This window comes from Leptolyngbya sp. CCY15150 (assembly GCF_016888135.1).
GTDB lineage: Bacteria > Cyanobacteriota > Cyanobacteriia > RECH01 > RECH01 > RECH01.
In genome coordinates this window covers 1-7,224 of the sequence record NZ_JACSWB010000224.1, presented here as the reverse complement: position 1 = coordinate 7,224, position 7,224 = coordinate 1, and the positions used below count along the sequence as shown (strand labels likewise).

The following is a 7,224-nucleotide window of genomic DNA, read 5'->3' as shown; positions in this document are numbered from 1 at the left end:
GATGTTCATCCATGACTACAATCGCCGAGTCAGAGAGAAGCTGGCAGAAAGGAAAGAGTCCATCTTTTCCTCTGTCCTTTACTAAAATGCACTACCCCTGTTGAGCCCTATCAAGAGATAACTGACGGGAGTGATAGTGACTCAGACGATCGTTTTATGACTGATTTTTCCGGACTCCAATCCATTGCTACAAGTACTGCCCAAAATGATGCTGGGCTCTTTGAGCTAAACTTCCGCGATGAACGCTATCTTCCTTTTGAAGGAGTTGGTGTCATCTCCCGCTGGCGTATGGAACTTTCTGGTAAATGGAACACGAATGAGAGAATTACTGAATTCCCTCAATTTGACTTTAATACAATCACAGATGTCATTTTGCATCTCCGCTACTGCGCCAAAGATGGCGGCGAATTACTTAAACAGGCAGCTATTAGCAATCTGCAGGCTGTGCTCGCAGATTCAAGAACAAATAACCTTTTTCGACTCTTTAGCTTGCGTCATGAATTCCCCACTGAGTGGCATCAGTTTCAGCAATTAACCTCCGGCAACTCTTTACAGTTAACCATACCGAAAGAGCGTTTTCCGTTCATGTTTCAAGGCAAAGATATCGCTATAAGCAAGGTCGAAGCATATGCAGCGGAACAAACCGAACTTATATGGGAGCAAGAGGAACCTCCAGCACTATCTCAAACCAATCCTAGGTATCCTGGGTGGATTATTTCAGTGCCTAGAGACGACGTAAGAGAAAACAAAGACCTATTCTTAGTCTGCCGCTACTCCATCTGAGCAATGTGCAGAAGCCGTGATTCAAGTTAACTCAGCATCAAATTCGCGAGATAAGAAACTATTTGGGATCACAATAACCCAATTAGGGTTGCTATCGCAGGCAGCAGCTTATTAAACTCCTCCACTAGTTTGGTGGCATCAGGTAATCCCGCCGCTGTTCCCTTAAGAATTTTCAGCGCTGTCTTAGCAGCTTTTTTTAGGGGGCCATCAGGAGGAGCTTGGGTGTCTTGTCCGGCCTCAGCCAATGTCTTCACCTGCTCTAAAGCCTCAGCCTTATCCTCCGCTGGCAATTCTGCCGCAGTCTCGATCGCTGTCTGAAGCTGAGTCAAAAGTTCCTTTAAGGCTGGGCCTTTTGATGGAGCCGCATCTGGGAGCTGATTGATGATGTTGGCAACCTCGCCACTGATCTGCCCCAAACTCACCACGCCGCTGACATCCCGGATGTCGCCACCGACATAGTTAACGTCGCCGCCGCCTGAACTGATACTCGGTGCATTTTTTTCAGCCACAGTGTCCCCCAATTGGTAATAGGTTTCAACATAAAAGCGATCGCTCTGAATCGCGTTTGTCACAATGGTCTCCAAACTCCGAATGCGTTCATCCTTTTCGGCCATTCCCGCCAGTAAAGCCTGAATATCTCCATAGGGTAACGCCTTAAGCCTGCTGTACTGCTCAAAATACTCGGCGCTTAACTCAGATCGGTCAACATTCCCTAACACCTGAGCCTGTAAGCGGATGCGCTCCTGCCCCCGTCCCTCTAAAGCGACCACTTGTAGATTGGCATCGGGGTGTTGATCGGCCAAAGCCTTGAGCGCGATCGCCGCCGCCTGTGGGTCAATACCTTCGTGGTGGTACAAATCTAGCGTTTTATAGGTTTGGGCGACTTCACGAGGATCAACATGCTGCTGACGATATAAATGCAAAGTTTTAATAATGGGAGTCATAAAATCTGAGAAGTCATTCTCTTTGAACACTTCATTACGGTTGTCTGGCTTTCGGCAGGGATCCGGATCGTCTTTGGTGGGCAACTGCATATAAACGTAGTCGCACCGCACCTGTGCCAGTTGAGTGCTGGTCGAAATGCCCCAGTCTTGAATGTAAGCTCCGGTTAAACAAGCTTCGGTCAAATCGGCCTCATGGAGTTGGGTTTGAACAAGCTGCGATCGCGACAAATCAGCCCCCCTTAAGGTTGCCGCCCCCAGATCAGCCTTCATCAGATTGGCATCGGCTAAGGTTGCCCCTGCCAAATTTAGCCCGTGCAGATCCTGCCGCTCAAAGTTCTGGTCATGGCCGTCTTTAGTCACTACCAATCGCCGAATCTGGTCATTGGCCAGGTAGGTACCTTCTCGGTGGGCTCTCTCCAACTGTTCAGCCTGATGCCAGTTGGTTCTCAGTAGTCGCGCTCTTCTAAAATCCGTATTGCCCAGTGATGCTCCGGAAAAGTCAGCATCGGTTAAATCTGCTCCGCGAAAGCAGGTACCTTGTGCGGTTAGGGCGATGGCAACCTGACGGATTAACCCATACTTAGGATCGCCTCGCCAAGCTAATCGCCCTGTATACATCCCCAGAATTTCCAGGATGAGCGATAGAACCAACGCGATCGCGCAGGCTGGCAGAAACAGTTGCGGGTCGGCATCGGGAATCGCAAAGAGAATACCCAGCGCCGCCATCACGAGCACTACTAAGCCCTGCACTAGTAGCACCTTCGGACTACTCAGGGCTAGCGTGGCCGCTGTGGCCACAGCACAGTAAAGCACCCCGGCAACAATGCCCGCGATCGCAAGAGACTGCAAAAGGTTTACAGTTCCTACAGAGATAGAGGCAAACGCTGACAATGCGGCTGAAATGGCCGCTAAAGTCACTGCTGTCGCTCCTGAGAGGGTTAAGCCCTGCCTTACAGTGATCACCAAAAATATAGTCAGGATTAGAAGGGCAATCACGCTGGAAGGCAAAGCATATTGACTGACGGCGGTGGCTCCTATCAGGAAACTGCTGATCGCTCCGGTAGAATAACCTGTGATAAATCCCGACAGGACAAAGAAAATCAGGATCGTAAATCCAAGCCCGATGAATTGAAAAGAACTGAGCCCTGCTCGCACTTGGCTGAAGTTGGCTTGTCTGAGCAATGCGTTAGTAAAGTTTGCGCCCCGAATATCAGCCTGACTAAAATCGGCACTGCGCAAATCTTGGCCTCGAAAAGATCGTCCTCGCAAGTTCTGATGTTGGTAGCTGTATTGAGCCATAGACGGCGGCTTGTCCATAACAATGATTGGGCTTGTTCCGAATTCTCAATCAATTTTTCGTAATGTCAACGACATCTCGGGACGAGCCGTTGAGCGATCCCATATCGACAAATGGCAGGTTGGTTATTCCTTTGATGACGAATCACAGATGCTGCTAAAAAAGGGGCTTCTGCAAAACTGGGCCCTTCATAAGGGGAGAAAGGCAACCTGGCATTCTGGCGTAAAGCTTCAAACAATTCTGGATTTGTCTGTTCTAGCTGACTTAGAAAAACACCCGCAGGTGAGGCGCGATTTTCCTCACAGAGAAGATAGGGAAATGAAAGATTAGAACAAAAAGACCAATCAGTAGAATACAACAAAGCTATCATGGCAACTGCGCCTATGTCATTCCAGTCAATCATTCCCTGGCTCTGAAGCTGTTCGTAGTCTTCACGCCAAAGGCTATATAAACGACTTCCTTCAGCTATCTCCACCAGTGCTTCTACTACATATTGCAATTCAGGAGAATTATGATAATTACCCCCATAAAGCAATACATTAATTGCATTTACAGCGCCCTGTCTAATTTCAATATCCTCTCCCTCATTCTTTGCTATTTCAGCTAGTCGCAAAACCACTGACTCATGAACCACATAAGAGCCTTGCTGTTGATTCATAATTTCAAAAATGGTGTGGACACCATAGTATTTCGTCTCTACATCCACATTCTGATTTTCCACAATGGTTAATAGATTATCAAAGAGATCAAGAAATAAGTCTTGCTCGTTGTTCATAGGCATGAAGCTAGTAGGATAAACTCCGATGAATTGAATGGCGTTCAATTGGATTTCTGAATTAATTTCCTCTTCCGATAGAACTTCATTGAAAGTTGTTGTTAATTCAGAACTCGGCTGATGGATAAGGGCAATCATGTGCCATATATAACTTTCCCTATTCCAGTCCAGCAAAAACAAAATGTTGTCTATTTCATCGAGTGCTTCAGCCGCGATCTCTTTTACTTCCTCTTTGAGTTCTGGATAGTAGTCGGCAGTCCCAATAACTGCTGGTTCACCAAGACTGACGGTTATACCTAAAGCTTTCAAAGCCTCTTCATGAAGCGGGTTTATTTTGCCAAGGGCATAGGCTGCCATACCGCGCGCCTCACTCCCTTCATCAGGGTGAAGATATTCCTCTTCGCTTACACGCAATAATTCTGCTAGTTCAGGAATTGCGGCCTCAGCGTTAGTCCCAATTTCTGCAAGGCCATAAGCTGCGCCCACTTGAATGATTTCTGATTCATCCCTTAAGGCTGCAATTAAGACATCAACTGCAGAAGAGGAATTAGAATTGATTTCCCCAAGTCCGATAAAAGCGGCGTCTTGAGAGGCTTCTTCGCGAAGTGCCTCTAGCAAAGCATTGATAGCGTCTTCCGAGGCAATGTGAGCCAATCCTTTTGCAGCTGCCGCAGCTCTGGATATTTCTGGTGACCCAAGGGCATCTGCCAGTAGAGGCACAACCGACGATGAATCTCTATTAAGTACCCTAAAGGCTCGATGGATACTTGTCTGCAGTGTCTCATCACTGGTTGCATCAAGCAAAGCAATAATGGCCTCTTCTGAACCAATTTGAGCCAGCAATCGAGCCGAAAGCTGACGGATATTTAAGTCCACTGTTTCATCCGTCATCACCTCAATTAGCCCTGGTACAGCCGGATCACCACAAGTCCTTAATGCTCTAGCAGCAGGTAAATAAGATGCTCGCCAGCGATCAGTCAGGTCTTCAAGGTCTGCTTCAGTGCAGGTGTAGGCTTGCCGAGCCAATTGATGTGTAGAAGCCGCCTTGCCTTCGAGTTGGAGCGGCAAACCTATCATGGTGATCAGAAACAACTCAAAAGTCATCAAGCTAATTAGTCGCCACCTTCCATAAGAAGAAAGCTTTCTGCTTTTAAGTAATAGGTGACCTCTACAACTCAAGCTCTCCATCACAAAAGCTCCCTTAGCCTCGTTATGATCCTCTTCCTGTGCCCCAATCTTAGCCGCAAAAACCTGAAACAGCTCCCCCTACTTTGGTTAAAACCGACATTCCGCAGGTTGACGAAAGTGTTCAAGGCGTCAGTGACGTACGTCGATGAGTCTGGCATGGATGAGCGGGACAACTATGGCTACTCCCCCATAGGCGAACAGTTTCATGCGATGAAATCGGGTCGGTGTCAGGGACGGGTCAACATGATTGCGGGCTACCGTGATGAAGACCTCATCGCGCCCTTTACGGTGGAGGGTTCCTGTCATCGCATGGTGTTTGAGGTGTGGCTGGAAAGCTGCTTGATCCCGTAACTGTGTCCAGGGGAGTGGGTGGTGTTGGATAATGCGACGTTTCATCATGGGGGACGGATCGCTGAACTAATTAAGGCGGCTGGGTGTCAGGTGGTGTATCTGCTGCCGTACTCCCCGGACTTGAATCGGATTGAGAGGTGCTGGGCGTGGCTGAAGAGCCGAATTCGTAAAGTATTGGGAGACTTTGTGAGTTTACGAGAAGCGATGGAGGTTGTGCTGAAGGAAGCTTCGTCCTAACTAAAAAGAATCAAACTATGCAATTGGTGCGCCAGTCTAGTGCTGAAAGGCGATCGCCCTTGTTAGCCAAAGGCGATCGCTCGAAAAGTAGACGACTTACACAAAGTCCGCCCGGTCTATGGCAGATACGTTCGTATTTTCCAAAAGCAGCAGATTCGTAGTGCCGAGTTTGATCAACACGTTATCCTGCCGTTGCAGAATCGTTAATTGCCCAAACCGAATCCCCACCAATTCGATACGGTCTTGATTGTTTTGGAAATCGGTGACGCGGTCGAAGCCACTGTTTTGGCGGATAACAATTATGTCACGCCCTGCTCCAGTCGTAATCACATCGTTGCCCAGACCGCCATCGAGGCGATCGTTTCCTGCGCCACCATCCAGGCGGTCATTGCCTGCGCCACCGATAAGGATATCGTCACCGCCTTGTCCAAAGAGGCGATCGCTCCCGGTTCCACCATCGAGGATGTCATCGCCTGCGCCACCGATAAGGATATCGTCACCGCCTTGTCCAAAGAGGCGATCGCTCCCGGTTCCACCATCGAGGATATCACCGCCTGCGCCACCGATAAGGATATCGTCACCGCCTTGTCCAAAGAGGCGATCGTCACCGCCCAAGCCGAGCACCACATCATGTCCCTCCAACGCAAGAATCGTATCGTCACCTGCTGTGCCAACGAGGGTATCGTCAAACGGCGTGGGAGCATTGGTGGGGGACTCGTTGACATCGGTGACGTTGATGTTAAACAGTTGTGCGGTGCTTAACCCTCCCGCATCGGTGACCGTTACCTCGACGGCATAGCTATTGTCATTGCCCACATCCAACGGCTGTTCAAAGTCTGGGGCGGAGATGAAGGACAACTCACCCGTTATGGCATCAATCGTAAATAACCCTTGCTCTTCCCCTCCACTGAGACTATAGGTCAGGCCGTTCCCTTCGCTACTGCTATCGTCTGTGGCTTCGATATCAACCACCAGCGTAGTGTTTTCCGGCACATTCACCACGCTATTGGTCACAATCGTAGGCGCTTGGTTTGTACGACGCCCAAACACTACATAGCTGGAGCCTGAATAGGTGCCGTTGGGGGCAGCACCCCATGCCCCAATAATCAGGTCATCGACGCCATCGCCATTGATATCCCCGGCACTACTCACCGACATACCGGAACGGTCATTTGCAGCTACCCCATCGATGCGAAAGCCATTGCTGCCATTGAGGGTGGAGAGATTGAGGGTGCTACTAAACTCACCCCCACTGCCAAACACCACATAGCTAGAGCCTGAACCGGAGCCGTTGGGGGCAGCACCCCATGCCCCAATGATCAGGTCATCGATACCATCGCCATTGATATCCCCCGCACTGCTCACTGACCAACCGGAATAGTCAAATGCGGCTACCCCATCGATGCGAAAGCCATTGCTGCCATTGAGGGTGGAGAGATTGAGGGTGCTACTAAACTCACTCCCACTGCCAAATACCACATAGCTAGAGCCTGAAGTGGAGCCGTTGGGGGAGGCACGGTTTGCGCCAATGATCAGGTCATCGAAGCCATCGCCATTGATATCCCCCGCACTACTCACCGAACGCCCAGAATAGTCACCTGCTGCCACGCCATCGATACGAAAGCCATTGCTGCCATTGAGGGTGGAGA

At 49.5% G+C, this 7,224-nt stretch carries 3 protein-coding genes and 2 pseudogenes; 2 read left to right on the top strand and 3 right to left on the bottom strand.

Translation table 11 applies throughout. From position 1 onward, the window contains the following. Window positions 1–105: 105 nt before the first annotated feature. A pseudogene (locus JUJ53_RS18035) lies at window positions 106–783 on the top strand (hypothetical protein); the annotation flags it as partial. A 68-nt stretch (window positions 784–851) separates the two neighbouring features. Here JUJ53_RS18035 and JUJ53_RS18030 read toward each other — a convergent pair. Both JUJ53_RS18030 and JUJ53_RS18025 read right to left on the bottom strand, forming a co-directional pair. Continuing rightward, window positions 852–3,026 carry a pentapeptide repeat-containing protein gene (locus tag JUJ53_RS18030; RefSeq protein ID WP_275415797.1) on the bottom strand — a complete coding sequence of 725 codons (2,175 nt, stop codon included), beginning with the start codon at window positions 3,024–3,026 and terminating at the stop codon, window positions 852–854. A gap of 65 nt (window positions 3,027–3,091) precedes the next feature. After that, window positions 3,092–4,903, bottom strand: coding sequence for a HEAT repeat domain-containing protein (locus JUJ53_RS18025; protein ID WP_204153435.1), 1,812 nt, complete (start codon window positions 4,901–4,903; stop codon window positions 3,092–3,094). Between the two features lie 216 nt (window positions 4,904–5,119). Between JUJ53_RS18025 and JUJ53_RS24765 the strand changes: the two are divergent. After that, window positions 5,120–5,575 (top strand): annotated as a pseudogene (locus JUJ53_RS24765) (transposase); the annotation flags it as partial. A gap of 96 nt (window positions 5,576–5,671) precedes the next feature. Here the strand turns inward: JUJ53_RS24765 and JUJ53_RS18010 are convergent. After that, the coding region (locus tag JUJ53_RS18010) for a cadherin domain-containing protein (RefSeq protein ID WP_204153432.1) at window positions 5,672–7,224 on the bottom strand (1,553 nt) is incomplete at its 5' end.

Bases quoted from the DNA above. Each gene is read 5' to 3' on its own strand.
- JUJ53_RS18025 (WP_204153435.1), bottom strand. From the start codon at position 4,903: ATGACTTTTGAGTTGTTTCTGATCACCATGATAGGTTTGCCGCTCCAA.
- JUJ53_RS18030 (WP_275415797.1), bottom strand. From the start codon at position 3,026: ATGGCTCAATACAGCTACCAACATCAGAACTTGCGAGGACGATCTTTT.